Genomic DNA, 16,436 nt, shown 5'->3' with positions numbered 1-16,436 from the left:
TCTTTTTATCTGATTATAATTTAAACAAATCCGCCAAATTCACGGACAACGTCCCGAGCACCCCTATTCCTCGTTGCGGGGTAACCGATTGATCGGCAGTCACGTTTTTATCCTTGAAATTAAACAGGTTATCCAGTCCCGCCGTAAAACGGAACCCTCGCGGGAAACGCCCGCTAAGATTCAACGCGCAAAACGTCCGGCTGTCATATTCATTCTGCACGTAACCGCCCGCGCTATTCTTGTACCACGTTTCCACCGAGGACATCCAACGCCCGTTCAGTGCCACCGACAGCGTCACCTTCCCGAACGTCTTGGAATAATTCGCCGTGAACGTCACGCTATGCGGACGGTCACTCGCCATATTATACCCGTCAACCTCGGAATGCGCATCAATATAGGCGTATGCGCCGCGCAACGTCAACCCGTTCCTGAAACGGAATTGCGCCATCACATCCACCCCCGTCCTTGTCGCGTTATCCGCGTTATAATATTGCTGGTTCTTCCCGTCCGAAGACAACCCCAAACCGATCTCGTCGAAATACCTCGTGTAGTACCCGGATACCGAACCGTTAAAAATCCCCCTCGTCACCTCCGCCGACAACGTCCCTTGGTGACTGATCTCCGGTTCCAAATCCTCGTTACCGTAAATCATAAAGAAACCTTGTCCGCCCATATCATACTCGCTGTGCAACTCTTTCAACGAAGGTATACGGAATCCCATCCCGTAACCGCCACGCAAAGCCAACACCCCGTACCTGTACATCAACGATATTTTCGGACTCGCGTGGAAACCGTATTCCGAATGGCAATCCGACCGCACACCCGCCAGAATACTAAACGAATCACTCACTTTCCAATCCTCCTGCAAATACAACACGTAAGTCTGCGCATCAAACTTTTTGCCCGACCCGTTATCAAACCAGTAATGCTGCAACCGCTGCGTGTTCATCTCGATCCCCGCGGTCAGCGTGTGTCTGTCATGGAGATATCCCGTGTAATTCAATCGCATGTTATGGATCATATCCCCAAGCCTCTTTTCCGTGGGAGATTTTTTATACTCTATTTTCTTCTCGTAATTCTCGAACACGTACGACAAATCCAGAATATGCCTATCATTTATCGCGTAAAACATCTTCGGGTTGAGCTTGTAAGTCGAAAACACATCCTGTTCCTTTTCCTGTATATATTCCAGAATATGATTGTTATAATACGTTCCGTCCAACGATACACGGAAGCGATCGTTAAACGTGAAACTCAATTTCTGGTTCACTTGCCAAATCTCGAACCCCTTAACGCTCGTCATCCCTTTGGTCGAAGTATCCGCGACGACCGAATCCCGGTCATACATATCCTTGTAGTGCGTGTATTGAATTTGCCCGACCTCGTCTTTCAGCGCATAAGCATCCCGCGTGCGATAAGAAAGCGACGTCAACGCGGAGAATCGCCCTTGCTTCGTACCCAATGACAGCGAATACTTACTCTCGTCGTTATTACCGTAACGGACGGAAGCGTTTCCCGTGAAGGGACGATCGGCATCCTTCGTGATAATATTCACCACGCCCCCCATCGCCTGCGAACCGTACAACGTCGACATAGGTCCTTTCACCACCTCTATCCGCTCGATATTATCAACATCAATCAAACTATAATCTATATTATTACTGGAACCTTCTCCCGATACGCGTTCCCCGTCAATCAAGAACAACACGTATCCCCCCGCCGAGCCTTGGAATTTCAATTCCGGCAAACCCGAACCGTGAGCCAACCCGAACTGCAATCCCGGCATCTCGTACTCCAACAGACTCTGCAAATCCAAAGGATTGATTTGTGCTATATCCTCTCGTGAGATGACACGGGTCAGCACGGGTACATCCTTCAACGGTTTCATCGTGCGGGTTCCCGTGATCACCACCTCGTTCAGCGCGTTATCACCCGGAGCCAGTGCGAAGTGAAACAAACTATCCAGACCGGGAACTACTTCCCGTTCCTTCGGGGCATAACCCGTGAAACTAACTCTTAACACACATTTCTCCCTCGACGTCAGTTTTACCGTGAACTCCCCCTTCGCGTTCGTTCCCGCACCGACAACAGTCCCTTTCACCCACACGGAAGCCCCTGCCAGCGGTTCCCCTTTCTCGTCCACGACTACTCCTTTTACCTTAAAAGAGGGAGCCTCATTCTCGTGTTCATCCGCCATTAAACACGGGGACAAAAATATCAAAAACAATATCAACAATCCGTTTCTCATCTGCTTCTCCATTGAACCAAGCACGGCTTCCGTGCGTTACTTTAGAGGATATTCGTAATCAAACGCGGCATATACCTTCTCGTTCTTATCATTGGAATAATCCGTGAATCTTATTTTAGCATACTCCCCGGCTGCCGTTTTCAACACGAATACATTCTTATTGATCTCGTAAGTATAAGGCGGCATCGAACCTGTCGGGGTTGCCGTCACCCAACCACACAATACTTCATTCAATTTCGTGGACTGATACCCCACGAAACCTTCCATCATGTTCGTCATATCCACCATTACTTGGTGATCGTCCGTGTCAGCCGTGAAATTCTCCCCGGTTACGGAAGACAAGGTTACCGCGTCAAGGTCGAACGTGTTCAATTTCACCGCACCCCCGCCGTTCGTCTTGACATCATACTTGTGGAAAGCAATATCCCAGTCAAAAGAGGTTTCGTCCCCGTTCAACATATAGACCTTGTTATCCCTCTCTTTCACGGTATAAGTCCCAGTGATCGCCATAGGCATAGCGCCCGGCTTAAAAGTCACCTTTATACTTGCCGCACTTCCGGCTGCCGCACCTATTCTTCCGCTGAAAGTTACTTCCTTGTACACCGTGGTTGTTTCTCCGTTGACCACATCGACACTTGTCGGTACTCCCGTCAACACCCACTCTTCCCCGTCCCGCGCTATTGCCGCTTTCGCCGATAAAGAATAAGGCTCCACATCACCACTCATGCTGAGCGTCAAACTATCCAGAGAAAGCAATACCGAATCCTCGGCAATTGTAGAAATAATCAACTTCACGCCCTCTTGATTCCCGTAAGAACTCCCCATAACGGAGATATCTAAATCACCCTTGTATATCCCGGTGATACCACCTTCTTGGGATTTCACGCTAAGCGTCTTCACGGTACCCGTCTTAAAATCGAAATACGTCCACGCGTCATAATCGGCGGCAGCAACCACGGTGTATTCACCATCCCAACCACTACCGTTATCGTCATCAGAACAAGCTGTAAAACAGGCAACACACAACATCAGCCCCCACGCGATAAACTGATTCATCTTTTTCATTATATAAAAATTTTAATTTAACAGACTATTTATCGCCACAAAAGTATATCCCCGAACATCCCTTCACAATCCCCAAAAATGAGGAAAAACAGACTCCATTTCATCTATATTAGGGATTCTTCCTTAAATTTCACCACGGTACAAATAAGATATCACGTCAGTCACTAAACATCTGGATTACAATAATAAAATACATATCAATTCCATATGAATTCCGCATCACTTCCGTGTAAAACGCTATTAGTTCCCTATTAAAACGCTATTAAAACCCTATATAGTAATAGCGTTTTAATAGCTTACTAAAAGCTTAGTAAAAACTTTATAAACGGAATTGAACCGGAAATCATACGGAATTCATACCGGATTTATATAGGAAAAGAGTACATCCTCTTACAATATTAGGTAATCACCCCTATGACATAAAATAATAAAAGAGTTTCCGACTTCTGTATTTTTATTACCTTTGTCATTCATTACGAGAACTAAAAAAAGAATAACATGGAATACAATTTCAAGGAAGTCGAGAAAAAGTGGCAAAGCTACTGGCAAGAGAACAAAACTTACCGGGTTGAAATGGATCCTTCCAAACCCAAATATTACGTGCTGGACATGTTCCCTTATCCCTCCGGGGCAGGGCTACACGTCGGACACCCGCTAGGCTACATCGCTTCCGATATCTATTCCCGTTACAAGCATTTGAAAGGTTTTAACGTGTTGCATCCCATGGGGTATGATGCCTACGGACTGCCGGCAGAGCAATACGCCATCCAGACAGGGCAACACCCGGCTATCACGACGGAGAAAAATATCAACCGCTACCGGGAACAAATGGACAAGATCGGCTTCTCGTACGACTGGGACAGAGAAATCCGTACCTGCGACCCGGGATATTACAAATGGACACAATGGACTTTCATCCGGATGTTCAACAGCTATTTCTGTTACAACGAGCAAAAAGCCATGCCGATCAGCGATCTGGTAAAAGCTTTTGAAACGGTGGGTACGGAAGGACTGAACGCGGCATGCGGCGAAGAATTGCATTTCACTGCCGAAGAATGGAAAGCCAAATCGGAGAAGGAGAAACAAGAGATATTATTGAATTACCGTATCGCTTATCTTGCCGACACGATGGTGAACTGGTGCCCGGAACTGGGAACCGTGCTTGCCAACGACGAGGTGAAAGACGGGCTGTCCGAACGAGGCGGTTATCCCGTGGTACAAAAGAAAATGCGCCAATGGTCGCTCCGCGTATCCGCCTATGCCCAACGGCTATTGGACGGGTTGGATAAAGTGGAATGGTCGGATTCGCTGAAGGATATTCAACGCAACTGGATAGGTCGCTCGCAAGGTGCCGACGTGATTTTCGACGTGAAAGATTCGGACGTGAAACTGGAAATCTTCACCACCCGCCCGGACACGATATTCGGGGTGTCATTCATGGTGCTGGCTCCCGAATCGGATTACGTGAAACAGCTGACCACCCCGGAACAGGCGGACGCCGTTGCCGAGTACTTGGACTACGTGTCGAAACGCACGGAACGGGAGCGCCAGACGGAAGTGAAAAAAGTGACCGGAGTATTTACCGGTTCATACGCCATTAACCCGTTCACGAACGAGGCGATACCCGTGTGGATCAGCGAATACGTGCTATCCGGCTACGGAACCGGAGCAATCATGGCAGTACCGGGACACGACAGCCGCGACTACGCTTTCGCACGTCATTTCAATCTCCCGATCGTTCCCGTGATTGACGACGGGGAAGGACACGATATGTCCGAAGGATCATACGACACGAAAGTCGGCAAGATGATTAACAGCGGTATCATCAACGGCATGGAAGTAAAAGATGCCATCGCGTATATCTCGCAAGAAGTCGAGAAAAGAGGAATCGGTAAAAGCAAGATCAATTACCGCCTGCGGGATGCCATTTTTAGTCGTCAACGATACTGGGGCGAACCGTTCCCAGTGTATTACAAAGACGGTATGCCATATATGCTCGACGAGTCAAAATTGCCGCTGGAGTTGCCGGAGGTAGATAAATACTTGCCGACAGAAACAGGAGAACCGCCTCTAGGTCGTGTACAAGACTGGAAAACGGAAGAGGGTTATCCTCTGGAATTAAACACGATGCCCGGCTTCGCGGGTTCCTCGGCGTATTTTTTACGCTACATGGACCCGCACAATGACAAGGCTCTGGTAGATAAGGACGTCTGCAATTACTGGAAAAACGTGGATCTTTACTTGGGCGGGACAGAACACGCCACGGGACATTTGATTTATTCCCGTTTCTGGAACATGTTCTTGCATGATATCGGTGTTGCCACCGAAGAAGAGCCTTTCAAGAAACTAATCAACCAAGGTATGATTCAAGGACGTTCGAATTTCGTGTACCGGATACAAGGCACGAATACGTTTGTTTCCCTCGGGTTGAAGGATCAACATAAGACCACGGAGTTACACGTGGACGTGAATATCGTGAAGAATGACGTGTTAGACGTGGATGCGTTCCGTGCATGGCGACCGGAATTCGCCAATGCCGAGTTTATCCTCGAAAACGGGAAATACATCTGTGGCTGGGCTATCGAGAAGATGTCCAAGTCCATGTTCAACGTGGTGAACCCCGACACGATTATCGAAGAATACGGGGCTGACACGTTGCGCCTGTACGAGATGTTCCTCGGACCACTGGAATTCAGCAAACCGTGGGACACGCAAGGTATCGACGGGGTGTACAAATTCCTGCGTAAATTCTGGCGCCTGTTCCAAAACGGCGAAGATTTCAGCGTGAGCGACGAGATGCCGACCAAAGAAGAATTGAAAGTACTGCATAAAACGATCAAGAAGGTGGAATACGATATCGAGAACTTCTCGTTCAACACGTCCATTCCCGCTTTCATGATCTGCACGAACGAACTGACAGCCTTGAAATGCAATAAACGGGCTATCCTCGAACCTCTCGTGATCACCCTCGCTCCTTTTGCCCCACACATGGCGGAAGAACTGTGGAGCCTGCTAGGCCACACTAGAAGCATCACGAAAGAAGCCTTCCCGAAATGGGAAGAAAAATACCTCGTGGAAGACGAGTTCGAATACCCGGTTTCCTTCAACGGCAAGGTACGTTTCAAACTCGCCATGCCCACGACAGCAACCAACGCGGAGATTGAAACAGCCGTAAAAGCCACTCCGGACTTCGCGAAATGGATGGACGGGAAGGAAATCAAGAAAATGATTATCGTACCGAAAAAAATCGTGAACGTGGTGATAGGATAATAATAAAAGAGAGCGTCGCTCTCTTTTATTTCTTTTTGGGATTCGGTACGATAAACAACACGCTGCATGTCCCAACCACACCCAATATCAATAATAATATCCTCACATGCAAATTCTCAATAATCCCGAAAGCGGAAATACTGATCATCGTCCACATACAAATAATGGATACCGCTTTTGTCTTCCAACCCACTCCTTTTTTCTCTTGAAAATGCCGGATATAAGGCCCCAACCACTTGGAACGATGCAAGGCATCATGCAATCGCTTGGAACTATTGTAAAAAAGCCATGAACTCAATAAAAGAAAAGGTGTCGTCGGCAAACCGGGCACGAAAATACCGATTATACCCAACACCACGGAAATACAGCCTATAATGATATATATCGCTTTCTTCATCCGCAATCACCCTTCTTCCTGTCCCGGCACGAAGGCACGCGCAAGCGCTTCGTTATACTGGGATAGTTTGTTACTCTTGTGAATCTTCTTCAATATTTTCCGGTCGGTCATCGGCATGAAATATTCCCAGAAAGTTTTCATTTTCATCACTAATTGATGCTCACCCTGCAAACGTTCGGCATAAGCGGCCAGAAGTTCGGCATGAAAGAGTTTGAATTTCCTGTACTTCTCCTCCGAGGTCAATTCTTTACCATCCAAGTATTCCATTACCAACGCGGGGTTCGCTAACAATCCCCGGCCGATCATGACGCCTTCCAAACGGGGAAAGCGTGCCGTCACCCGTTGAATATCCTCTAGGGTCAACACATCCCCGTTGTAATACAAGGGATGTTTACATTGATTATAAAATGCCTCAAACGCATCCGGGTTAACCTCTCCCTTGTATTCCTGCGTACCGACACGAGCGTGCAGGATAACGGCAGTTAAAGGGGTGTCATTCAAAACAGGAAGCAATGACAAACATTCTTCAGGATTCTCCCATCCCAAACGCATTTTCACGGAACACTGCATCCCCGGGTATTCCTTCACAACTTCCATCAGCTCCCGTACCCGCTTCGGGTCGGACAACACGCCCGCTCCTTTCCCCCGCCTCGCGATCATCGGGAAAGGACATCCCATGTTGATATCCACCCCCGTGAAGCCTCTCTCTTCCAACATCTCCAGAGATACATCCAATTCCATCGGGTCGCCCCCCAACACCTGCGGGATCAATCTCTGCACGGTATTTAATTCGGGATCACAATCCTTCATATCTCTCGACCGGAAACTATCCCCTTTTTCAACCCGGATAAACGGGGTATAATAGGCGTCCACTCCCCCGAAGTATTTCTCGTGCAGGTTCCGGTACGTCCAATCTGTATGCCCCTGCACGGGTGCAAAATGTATTTTATATTTCTTCTGTTTTTCCATATCAAAACCCACTAACTACTATCATCTTGTTACGACAAATATACAGTCTTTCTTCCCGTATATGAAAAGAATCTGATAAAAGTAACAATTTTTCCCTCGTACCCCGTACAACTATCAATAATAATCAGTAACTATGTCTCAAATTTTAGAATATGCGATTTTTACTTTGTCCACAATGCGGCATACGCCGTTTTCACGTGAAAGACGCACAAGGCAATCCATGTCTGGTGCAAGTGACAACCGATTACGAGGTTGTTCCGGTAAATGAAAATGACTCTCTGGAGGGATTCGACACGACAATTCTCTATTGCTTGGGATGCTCGTGGAGCGGTAGCCCGAAAAGTCTGAAACGATATTAATCAAACATGATCCAATATGAAACACCTGACTCTAATTTTATTATTATTCATGACCTGTGCTTGGGTTCAAGCCCCGGAAGACGATAGAGGATACATCGTGAAAGTAGGCGACAAAGCACCTGATATCGAATTAATCTTTCCCGACGGCACAAAGAAACAACTGAAAGACCTAAAAGGGAAAATCGTTATGCTTCAATTCACTGCCAGCTGGTGTGGCGTATGCCGAAAAGAAATGCCCTTTATCGAAAAAGATATTTGGCTGAAACACAAGGATAATCCCGACTTCGTTTTATACGGCATTGATCTTAAGGAATCGAAAGAAGTGGTCAAAAAATTTGCCAAAGAAACAGGTATCACTTACCCTCTCCTGCTCGATCCGGAAGGTAAAGCCTTTTATTCTTTTGCCGCACAAGGCGCAGGCGTCACCCGGAACGTTATCATAGACAAAGAGGGGAAGATTGTCTATCTCACCCGCCTGTACGAACCGAAAGAGTTCGAGGAAATGACAAAAGTGATTGATGATTTGTTGAAAAAGAAATAAGCCTTTCGGGCTTATTTCTTTTTCTTGAGAGGTTTCTTGGCTTTTTTCTTTTTCTTCTTTTTCCCACCCCGGTGTTTGATCAGGAAATACACGAGCAAGAACAAGAGCACGGCTCCCGCCACGGCGATAATTTGTTCTTTCCGGGTCGGGGGATATGATTTACCGGGTTGCTTGGGCATATGTTCCAGATGCGAAAGGGTATCCGCTTCCAACAGCTTTTCCAGCTCATCCGGTAGTTGCGGGAAGAAATCAATACCGGTCATTTTCTCCACTTTCGACACGGGTACCGCGAAACTGTTTATCGGGCGCCGACTCTCCTCGTTCGGCAACACGTAAGCTATCATCTGCTGCTTCGACGGGGAGTAAAATAATTTGTAATAGTAACCGGGAACGGTCACTTTTCCTTTGCCTATCTTCCCCTTGTTACTCTTGAAAATCGGTCCGGTTACCACGTACAGTTTTTCCCGCTTTGCCCGTTCCCGAACGTGTTCCTCCAACTTCTTCCAGATACCCCGGTTAAACATCGGCACTTGCGGCGACATATTCGACATGTAAAACGTTTCGCTCATCGCTTTCGCGTTAAACGACATATCAGCAGCAGGACACAAATGCCCCCGGTCATACCCGCTTCCCTTGTAATCGGCTAACGTGGCACTCCATGTATCTAGTTTCGGGTCTACCCGAAAATTATCTTTCCGGCTCGCCTTCCCCGTGAGATTCTTGGCTTCCAACTCGTAATACACCCAATTCGCCTGTTTATGCTCTTTGTCAAAACCCAAACAATAATAGGTATATTCAACCAACATTCCCTCCCCCGAGGGAATATAACGGTTTTGCGCGAAACCACCCAGCGTGCAAAACAGAAACAGGAGGCCTATCAGCCTCCCGTGTAAAATATTCATCATTGTCTATTGTTTAATCGCTTCCTGTAAGGTATTATCAATCTGACCGATTATCGGGTAGAAACCGATATCATCCAAAGCGTGACGACCGATATAAGCCTCTATCCGTGTTCTCAAAATCTGGTAAGACTCTTTTATCTCCTTGTCATTCCGCTTCAATCCACGGCGGGCAGCATAATTCGCCATTTCGTTTACCAGATCGAACTGCTTCAAGTATCGCTGGATAGCCTTGTAATCTTTTAAATCCTTCATCTCATTCCGGTGTCTATCCATGAAATCAAAAGTATAATCATACAAGAACTGAGTTCTCGTCACCGCTGCCAGATAACGGGTAGCCCCAGTCGTGTCAGCCGGCACAAAGACATCCGGCATAATTCCGCCACCGCCATACACGGTACGTCCGCCAACAGTCTGATATTTCAAATTCTCGTCAAACGTGATGCTATCCCTTTGAGAAAACTCCCCGTGCATCATACGGTTGTAAATATCGCTGTAATATTTCTCTTTCCCTTGGTCATAAGGTTTCTGAATAGAACGTCCCGAAGGCGTATAATAACGGGCTACCGTCAACCGTACGGCAGAACCGTCGGATAGCGGGCGTTGTTCCTGTACCAATCCCTTGCCGAAAGAACGACGTCCGATAATTAATCCCCGGTCGTTATCCTGTATTGCACCCGCGAAAATCTCACTGGCGGACGCACTAAACTCACTAATCAATACATCCACACGGATATCCTTGTAACGTCCCTGACCGTTGGACGTGAAATCCATACGGGCTCTGGCGTTTCCCTGCGTGTACAAAATCAGCTTGTCCGCGTCCAGAAATTCATTTATCATCTTGATTGCCGTTTCCAGCACACCGCCCTCGTTCTCCCGCAAGTCGATGATTATCTTTTTCATCCCCGCCTGCTTCAAGCTCTCCATAGCATTCATAAACTCCATATAGGTAACCATACCGAATGTATTGGTTTTCAAATAACCCGTTGTATCATTGAGCATATACGCCACATCAACACTTTTTACCGGGATACTGCCGCGGGTAACCGTCTTCTTGATCGGCTTCGGTTCACCCCTTCTCACGATGGTCAAATCTACTTTCGAACCGAACTCTCCCCTCATCATTGCCATAATCTGGTCGGTGTTCTTGTTTACCCCGGCTACCACAGAATCGCCTACCCGGATAATCCGGTCACCATCCAATATCCCCGCTTTCTCGGAAGGTCCGCCGGGAACGACTTTCACGACCGTAACCGTGTCCAGATATTTATAGAACTGCACGCCTACACCCCCGAAATTACCGATAATTCCTTCATTTGCCCGCTGCATATCTTTCGCAGGAATATATATCGTGTGAGGATCCAAATCATTCAATATGATCGGGATTGAATTCTCTATCAACTCTGTCATGTTCACCGTATCCACGTACGAGTGTTGTATCATTCCCAAAATCACATCCAATTTATTGCCCATCTGCGGGTACACTCCCGCAGCAACAGACATTTGTCCGCGATCCGGCAAAAACCTGTTTATCATCATACCGAGCACGATGGCCAAAGCCAACACGATCGGTGTCAATAACGCTCTTAAATTACTCTTGTTCATATTTAATCTTTTATCTCTTTATCATCCGCAAACCCTATATACTCCACTTCTATTCCCGCTTTTTGCAGTAATTCGATTCCATCCGCGCTCCTGTAATGTTCCGAATATACCACCCGTCGGATGCCCGCCTGAATAATCAGCTTCGAGCATTCGATACAAGGAGAAGCCGTCACGTACAACGTTGCCCCGAAACTACTGTTATTCGATTTCGCCACTTTCGTGATAGCGTTCGCCTCGGCATGCAACACGTAGGGCTTTGTTTTATTGTCCTCGTCTTCACATATATTCTCGAACCCGGAAGGAGTCCCGTTATACCCGTCCGAAATAATGGCATCGCCCCTCACGATCAAGGCTCCTACCTGACGACGTATGCAATACGAATTTTCCGCCCATATCCGGGCCATTCTCAAATAACGCTCGTCTAACAATCGCTGTTTAGATTTCTCCATTTAATACACTATTTTATTTCTTCCGACTTCCTATCTCGTCCAACATCTCGTAGAAATCGACTTTTCGTTCTGCCGGAACTTCAATCTTATCCAATATCTCCCGACTCTTTTCCAAATATTTATCTATTGCCGCAAAAGCGACTTCTTTTATCCCTAAACGATCATATATCCGTGTAACGGCTTCCACTTTTTCCTTGTGATCAAAATCCTTCTTCTCTATCCATCCCCACAACTCCTCCTTTGTCGCCGGATCAGCCAACTCCAACGCCTTGATAAGCATATAAGTTTTCTTGTTTGCCACGATATCTCCACCTATGTTTTTCCCGAATTCGGCAACATCCCCATACACGTCAAGGTAATCATCCTGTAACTGGAAAGCTAACCCAAGATATCCCCCGAAATCATACAACGCTTTGTACTCGTGTTCCGGAGCCCCGGCAAGCAACGCCCCGTGCCGCAAACTACCGGCAAGCAAAACGGCTGTCTTCAAATAAATCATGTGGATATACTCTTCCTCGGTCACGTTATTTCTCGTTTCGAACACCATATCATACTGCTGTCCCTTGCACACGTCCAGCGCCACCTGATTAAAAAAGTCAATTGCCCGACGCAAGTATTTATCCTCGCAATGCTCTATACTCTTGTAAGCCATAATAGCAGCCGCATCACCACTTAATATCGCCACGTTACTGTTCCACTTCTTGTGAACCGTCGGACGTCCTCTTCTCAATTCGGCATCATCCATCACGTCATCGTGCAAAAGCGTGTAATTGTGAAAGATTTCTATCCCGATAGCGGATTTCAACACCTTCTCGATGTCCTCCCGGTAGAGATTATAAGCCATTAAAGTAAGCATCGGACGTAACCGTTTTCCACCGTCTTCCAGTATATACTGTATCGGCTCAAACAACGAATACGGCTCTTGCATATACTCTTTTTTCTCTAACTCTTTCGTTATAATCTCCCTTAAGTCATTTAGTGTGTACATCTCTTTCACGTTTTACAAATTTGTTCCGCTAAAGTATAAAAAAAGAGCAAACAACGCATCATTAACAAGCAGAAATATCTTTTTAACAGAAATATCCCGGCTTCCGACAAGGAAAACCGGGATACACGAAAAACGATTTCGAGAGCATCTTCTTAATGTCCGCCGCCTTCCAATTGCATTAATTGCTGGGCAACAAACATAATCATTGTCGCATCCATTTCCATGAATAACCGCCGCACGAATTTCGCCGCACGCTTTTTCACGACCTCATCCCCGTTCACAAACAATGCCGCAAAATTATACATGATATACGCTTTATAGTCATCATTCAACTGAGCATACTCCTTCTCACACAGAGTCATAAAAGCATTCAAATCACCTTTCCCGTGGCATTCTATGAAACGAAATGCTTCCGTGTAATAATTATCCTTATTCAATCCCAAATCAATAATCTCCCTTTTCACTACATCATATTGCTGTTGTTCAAAAGGTATTTGAGCTATCAGATATTTTTGCATTTCCATTTTATACAAATTCCCGATTTGTTCCGAGATTTTATCCTTCACGGCAGGAGCAAATTTATCCCGACAAGTTATCATATAGCGGGCGATTGCATCCATAGGACTTTCGGTAAAAGAAATATACACAAACAAGTTTTCATCGGCCAGCTTTTGTTTATCATTCAACCCGCTAAAATAATCTTGCACGATTTTAAAAGCCTCTTCTTTTTTAGACATATCCGGACGACGATTCCGGTATACTTGTTCCAATTTCATTCCCGCATAGGCAGAAATCAACTCGGCTGTACGCTCGCCGCTTTCATAACGTTGTTGCATTCGTTCGGGAGTTTTATCGGGGTCTATTTGACGGTCAATACTCGTGATAAAAGCAGTTCCATCCACCGAACCTCCCTCTTTAATCATTAATACTCTCTCAACCACATCTATGGCTACAAAAGTAGGATACGCTTTTACCTTGTACTTTTTTGCCAATTCCGGTCCCTCTCCTTTTTCAGCATCAATCTTAATACACACGAACTTATCATTCAAATAATCCCCAACCTCTTTCAACGGGAAGATATTTTTCATCATCATTTTACACGGACCACACCAAGAGGTATAAAAATCGATAAATACCAGTTTTTTCTCGTCTTTCGCGGCAGCGAGGGCTTCTTTATAAGTAATATTCCGGAAATTCGTTTGCGCCGTTGCAGAAATGACCAACAAAGAAACAAACAACAACAAAACAATCTTTTTCATTATATTCGTCTTTTTATTTACACGTTATAATCAATAAGGGAAACATGGACCAAATCCATACATAGGTCCCAGCATGGCAGTCATATCCACAGCCGCCTGACAAACATACCGCACACTTCTCAGTTTGCCTTCGCCGGAGAAAACTGTTATAGGTTCCCCGTAAGGTTGTCCTCCGCGTATATTATACAAATACACGGTATAATTATCACCTTCCTGTGTCCCGACCACTATGTTGTCAAAATTCAACGATGTATCCCCGAATAACCCCATGTTCCAATATTGATTGGAGAAATAAGAAATTGTAGCTCCTTCCGGGATGCCGGTTATCGGAATCTCCATTTCACTCTCGGCATCAAAATTATAACCGTATAATTTATTATCATGCACACAATAAATCAATGTTCCCGTCAAACCGTTGCCCGCAATAATATCCCCTTGAGCCAAATGCAAATTAGATTTTAAAGGCCTAATCTCCACGATATTTCCCCCGGAAAGCAAATACAAATACCGGACTCCCGAAGTTTTATCCTGACACAGGAAATAGATCATCTCACTTCCTCCCACGTAATTAAGTCCACTCGACAGGCATTCCAAATTATCTTGATTCACTTCCGTATTGAACTCAACTTCCGATACACCGGAACAATTATAATCCACCGTCATGACACGATGTTTACTATTATTCCAGTATACATGACCTCCGAATCCCCCGTTCACTATTTGCACATGCTTACTGCTTTCACTATCCAAGGGGAAGCCCATTTTACCGCTATTTTCATCGGTAGAAGCAGAACGGATGCCTTTACTGGAAAAATAAAATATTCTCGAAAGACTTCTAACCATACAATAAGGGGACTCATCGGCCTCCATTTCCTCGAAAAGTAAATTCGAATTATCAAAAACTTTCAACATATCCACCGTACGGAAACAGGCAAATTTATTCTGTTCCGTGGTAACACATACCGTGTTGCCCGTTGCCATTACGTTCTCTTCCGTATCAATAAAAGCCTGCCCGAAACACACGGACAAATTACGAGGAGCCCCAATCAACGGTTCCCCTTGCGAGTTCGTCAAAAGATCTGAAACAAGACCGTCTTGTGTATATACGTCCAATTCCGAGTTCCCTTCCGCCGTTTCTTTCAAGATGTAAAAACCTTGAGAAAAAGTCGTGGAAACAGCTAATTTCATCTCTTCCGCAACTGAATAACCGTTCTCTTTAGCCGTCACTTCAAACACAACCGTGTAATTCCCGGCCGCCAAATTTATCTCGTACGATAAATTCTTGACGGAATCGATTTTATTCGTCCGGAATCCCTCTTGTTGATCCTCTTTATAAATATACCACGCGTAAGCTAACTGCTCTTCCGAATATTTTGTCTCGATTTTCGGTTCCCGTTCCAATTTATTTCCACTATAAGAGATAATTGAAGCATCTTTCAATGTATCAATCGCAATATCGCCAATCTCTCTGGTTGCCAAACTACTATCATCATCGTAACAGGCAACTAGCCCGAACAATGTAAACAATACGGCTAATAAAATATATTTTTTCATACTATCATCCATTAAATTATCAATTCCAAGATTTCGGTTCAAAACTTACCGGGGTACCGTCTTCTTCTTTGTAAGGTTCCTTATTTTCCGCTATCCTTTTGGCATTCTCTTCCTCTAACTTCCGAGCAAACCATCCTGCCAGATAATCGACATAAGCACTGTCACCCTCCATCAGTTCCTTGATATACTCGTCATCCCATTTCTCGTCTGTCCATTCTATCATCAAACGATGTTTTTCTGTTCCGTAAAGGCCAAATGAATAATCACAATAATATTCCTCCCATACCGAAGGTTTCGTCAATTTTGCAGAGATTGACAGCACACGGACAGTCAATCCCGCATATCCCGGTTTAAAATAACCGTTATCCTTGAATGTAAATTGTAACGTGACATCTCCATTCTCCAATGAAGGATCCTTTTTTACAACCACCGGAATTTCCGTTATCGTTTTACGAGCAGGGATGATGTAGTATTTCGCTTTCAACTCTTCATTCGTGAAGGCGACATAATGTACATCCGCTTTCGCATCATTCTGCCCGGTAAGAACCTGCTCCAACTCCAACGGTCGATCTTCATCCGACACGAAACCCATCGTTGATATTTTGAACCAAACCGTATCAACGTCCACATCTTCCCCGGCATACACGAATGAATACGAGGCGTATCTCATCTCGTCCGTAACCTTTTCCGTTTCCACGATAGTTCCGTCATAATTGTAATAAACGAAATTTAACCAGCAATCCGACGTACTATACACCGGCAAATCTTTTTCGCAAGAACTCATCCCCAAAAGTAGGATACAACCGATCATTATATTTATCAACTGTTTCATA

The 16,436-nt window shown here is 45.5% G+C and carries 14 protein-coding genes; 3 read left to right on the top strand and 11 right to left on the bottom strand.

All coding sequences use genetic code 11. The features are described from left to right. Window positions 1-13: 13 nt before the first annotated feature. Both ACK8P8_RS16005 and ACK8P8_RS16000 read right to left on the bottom strand, forming a co-directional pair. A complete protein-coding gene (locus ACK8P8_RS16005) occupies window positions 14-2,248 on the bottom strand; it encodes a TonB-dependent receptor (protein ID WP_292264902.1) in 2,235 nt (744 codons plus the stop codon). A gap of 36 nt (window positions 2,249-2,284) precedes the next feature. Beyond that, on the bottom strand, window positions 2,285-3,313 hold the full coding sequence (locus tag ACK8P8_RS16000; protein ID WP_292264904.1) for an HmuY family protein: 1,029 nt from the start codon (window positions 3,311-3,313) through the stop codon (window positions 2,285-2,287). Window positions 3,314-3,811: 498 nt separating this feature from the next. Between ACK8P8_RS16000 and leuS the strand changes: the two genes are divergently transcribed. Continuing rightward, the gene (gene leuS, locus ACK8P8_RS15995) at window positions 3,812-6,583 is read left to right on the top strand and encodes a leucine--tRNA ligase (protein WP_292264906.1); all 2,772 of its coding nucleotides are present in this window, start codon (window positions 3,812-3,814) and stop codon (window positions 6,581-6,583) included. A 25-nt stretch (window positions 6,584-6,608) separates the two neighbouring features. On the opposite strand, the gene ACK8P8_RS15990 is transcribed toward leuS, so the two are convergent. Beyond that, complete coding sequence (locus ACK8P8_RS15990) at window positions 6,609-6,980, bottom strand: YbaN family protein (protein ID WP_292264908.1); 372 nt, start codon at window positions 6,978-6,980, stop codon at window positions 6,609-6,611. A gap of 6 nt (window positions 6,981-6,986) precedes the next feature. Beyond that, window positions 6,987-7,949 carry a tRNA-dihydrouridine synthase family protein gene (locus ACK8P8_RS15985; protein ID WP_292264910.1) on the bottom strand — a complete coding sequence of 321 codons (963 nt, stop codon included), beginning with the start codon at window positions 7,947-7,949 and terminating at the stop codon, window positions 6,987-6,989. 152 nt (window positions 7,950-8,101) lie between these two features. Here ACK8P8_RS15985 and ACK8P8_RS15980 point away from each other — a divergent pair, with 152 nt between their 5' ends. Both ACK8P8_RS15980 and ACK8P8_RS15975 read left to right on the top strand, forming a co-directional pair. Continuing rightward, window positions 8,102-8,308 carry a hypothetical protein gene (locus ACK8P8_RS15980; RefSeq protein ID WP_099291282.1) on the top strand — a complete coding sequence of 69 codons (207 nt, stop codon included), beginning with the start codon at window positions 8,102-8,104 and terminating at the stop codon, window positions 8,306-8,308. A gap of 16 nt (window positions 8,309-8,324) precedes the next feature. Further along, on the top strand, window positions 8,325-8,849 hold the full coding sequence (locus tag ACK8P8_RS15975; RefSeq protein WP_410026055.1) for a TlpA family protein disulfide reductase: 525 nt from the start codon (window positions 8,325-8,327) through the stop codon (window positions 8,847-8,849). 11 nt (window positions 8,850-8,860) lie between these two features. On the opposite strand, the gene ACK8P8_RS15970 is transcribed toward ACK8P8_RS15975, so the two are convergent. The 7 genes from ACK8P8_RS15970 to ACK8P8_RS15940 all read right to left on the bottom strand — a co-directional run bounded on the left by ACK8P8_RS15970 (window position 8,861) and on the right by ACK8P8_RS15940 (window position 16,435). Beyond that, on the bottom strand, window positions 8,861-9,754 hold the full coding sequence (locus ACK8P8_RS15970) for a DNA/RNA non-specific endonuclease (protein ID WP_292264913.1): 894 nt from the start codon (window positions 9,752-9,754) through the stop codon (window positions 8,861-8,863). 3 nt (window positions 9,755-9,757) lie between these two features. After that, window positions 9,758-11,353: a S41 family peptidase gene (locus tag ACK8P8_RS15965; RefSeq protein ID WP_099291285.1), complete on the bottom strand. Its 1,596-nt coding sequence runs from the start codon at window positions 11,351-11,353 to the stop codon at window positions 9,758-9,760. A 2-nt stretch (window positions 11,354-11,355) separates the two neighbouring features. Next, complete coding sequence (locus tag ACK8P8_RS15960) at window positions 11,356-11,802, bottom strand: dCMP deaminase family protein (RefSeq protein ID WP_099291286.1); 447 nt, start codon at window positions 11,800-11,802, stop codon at window positions 11,356-11,358. Between the two features lie 13 nt (window positions 11,803-11,815). After that, window positions 11,816-12,790 (bottom strand): polyprenyl synthetase family protein, encoded by a 975-nt coding sequence (locus ACK8P8_RS15955; protein WP_227216990.1) that lies wholly within the window; start codon window positions 12,788-12,790, stop codon window positions 11,816-11,818. A 152-nt stretch (window positions 12,791-12,942) separates the two neighbouring features. Then, window positions 12,943-14,049, bottom strand: a complete 1,107-nt coding sequence (locus ACK8P8_RS15950; protein WP_292264919.1) for a thioredoxin domain-containing protein — start codon at window positions 14,047-14,049, stop codon at window positions 12,943-12,945. A gap of 30 nt (window positions 14,050-14,079) precedes the next feature. After that, on the bottom strand, window positions 14,080-15,603 hold the full coding sequence (locus ACK8P8_RS15945) for a PKD-like family lipoprotein (protein WP_292264921.1): 1,524 nt from the start codon (window positions 15,601-15,603) through the stop codon (window positions 14,080-14,082). A 19-nt stretch (window positions 15,604-15,622) separates the two neighbouring features. After that, entirely contained in the window at window positions 15,623-16,435 is an 813-nt protein-coding gene (locus ACK8P8_RS15940) for a DUF4843 domain-containing protein (protein ID WP_303178200.1), read from the bottom strand. Between the last annotated feature and the right edge of the window lies 1 nt (window position 16,436).

The sequence above is a fragment of the Butyricimonas muris genome, assembly GCF_046365375.1.
In the GTDB taxonomy this organism is placed as follows: domain Bacteria; phylum Bacteroidota; class Bacteroidia; order Bacteroidales; family Marinifilaceae; genus Butyricimonas; species Butyricimonas muris.
Note: the sequence above shows the minus strand (reverse complement) of the source record. Positions and strands in the feature narration are given on the sequence as shown.

Bases quoted from the DNA above. Each gene is read 5' to 3' on its own strand.
- ACK8P8_RS16005 (WP_292264902.1), bottom strand. From the start codon at position 2,248: ATGAGAAACGGATTGTTGATATTGTTTTTGATATTTTTGTCCCCGTGT.
- ACK8P8_RS16000 (WP_292264904.1), bottom strand. From the start codon at position 3,313: ATGAAAAAGATGAATCAGTTTATCGCGTGGGGGCTGATGTTGTGTGTT.
- leuS (WP_292264906.1), top strand. From the start codon at position 3,812: ATGGAATACAATTTCAAGGAAGTCGAGAAAAAGTGGCAAAGCTACTGG.
- ACK8P8_RS15990 (WP_292264908.1), bottom strand. From the start codon at position 6,980: ATGAAGAAAGCGATATATATCATTATAGGCTGTATTTCCGTGGTGTTG.
- ACK8P8_RS15985 (WP_292264910.1), bottom strand. From the start codon at position 7,949: ATGGAAAAACAGAAGAAATATAAAATACATTTTGCACCCGTGCAGGGG.
- ACK8P8_RS15980 (WP_099291282.1), top strand. From the start codon at position 8,102: ATGCGATTTTTACTTTGTCCACAATGCGGCATACGCCGTTTTCACGTG.
- ACK8P8_RS15975 (WP_410026055.1), top strand. From the start codon at position 8,325: ATGAAACACCTGACTCTAATTTTATTATTATTCATGACCTGTGCTTGG.
- ACK8P8_RS15970 (WP_292264913.1), bottom strand. From the start codon at position 9,754: ATGATGAATATTTTACACGGGAGGCTGATAGGCCTCCTGTTTCTGTTT.
- ACK8P8_RS15965 (WP_099291285.1), bottom strand. From the start codon at position 11,353: ATGAACAAGAGTAATTTAAGAGCGTTATTGACACCGATCGTGTTGGCT.
- ACK8P8_RS15960 (WP_099291286.1), bottom strand. From the start codon at position 11,802: ATGGAGAAATCTAAACAGCGATTGTTAGACGAGCGTTATTTGAGAATG.
- ACK8P8_RS15955 (WP_227216990.1), bottom strand. From the start codon at position 12,790: ATGTACACACTAAATGACTTAAGGGAGATTATAACGAAAGAGTTAGAG.
- ACK8P8_RS15950 (WP_292264919.1), bottom strand. From the start codon at position 14,049: ATGAAAAAGATTGTTTTGTTGTTGTTTGTTTCTTTGTTGGTCATTTCT.
- ACK8P8_RS15945 (WP_292264921.1), bottom strand. From the start codon at position 15,603: ATGAAAAAATATATTTTATTAGCCGTATTGTTTACATTGTTCGGGCTA.
- ACK8P8_RS15940 (WP_303178200.1), bottom strand. From the start codon at position 16,435: ATGAAACAGTTGATAAATATAATGATCGGTTGTATCCTACTTTTGGGG.